Source organism: Gillisia xinjiangensis (genome assembly GCF_046298265.1).
GTDB lineage: Bacteria > Bacteroidota > Bacteroidia > Flavobacteriales > Flavobacteriaceae > Gillisia > Gillisia xinjiangensis.
The window spans coordinates 1-637 of the sequence record NZ_JBKAHK010000053.1; the positions used below are offsets into that span (position 1 = coordinate 1).

2 protein-coding genes are annotated in these 637 nt (G+C 65.0%); both read left to right on the forward strand.

The genetic code is table 11. The features are described from left to right. Positions 1 to 417 (forward strand): hypothetical protein (locus ACKGJN_RS16415; RefSeq protein WP_409540646.1); only part of this gene is annotated, 417 nt, incomplete at its 5' end. 26 nt (positions 418 to 443) lie between these two features. Continuing rightward, positions 444 to 637: MmgE/PrpD family protein (locus ACKGJN_RS16420; protein WP_409540647.1), on the forward strand; the 194-nt coding region annotated here is incomplete at its 3' end.

Below are 637 nucleotides of genomic sequence, written 5' to 3' on the forward strand. Positions count from 1 at the left end.
CACCAGCCGCCATCGGGCTACGCCGCAAAGTTCTCCATGCCCTTCTGCATGGCCGTCGCCTTCTACGAGGGCGATGCCGGCCTCGCCCAGTTCACCGATGAAAAGGCCAAGGATGTGCGCGTCCTGGCCCTGGCCCGCAGGATTTCCTACATCATCGACCCCGACAACGAATACCCGCGCAACTATAGCGGCCACATCAGGGTAACGCTGAAGAATGGCCAGGTGGTCGAGCGGCGCCAGCCGCATATGCGCGGTGGCATGCACGAGCCGCTGAGCGACGCCGACATCGTCGCCAAGTTTTTCGCCAATGCCGCTCACGGCGGCTGGAGCCGGCCGCAAGCCGAGGCGCTGCTCAGTTTCTGCCAGGACCTCGGCGAACAGCCCGACCTCGCCGGCCTCGCCCGCTTCCGCCACTAGTCGAATACCAGTCCGAAGGATCAGTCATGGCCGCAAACTCTACCGTCCCGAGCGTTTCGGAATCCCTCGCCACCTGGATCGAGGGACTGACGGCGACGGATATTCCCGAAGCGGCACGGCGCGAGGCCGAGAACACCATCATCGACACCATCGGCCTGACCGTGGCGGCGCTAGATACGGACTACGGCCAGGCGGTGCGCAAAGCCTTCGACCAGCGGGG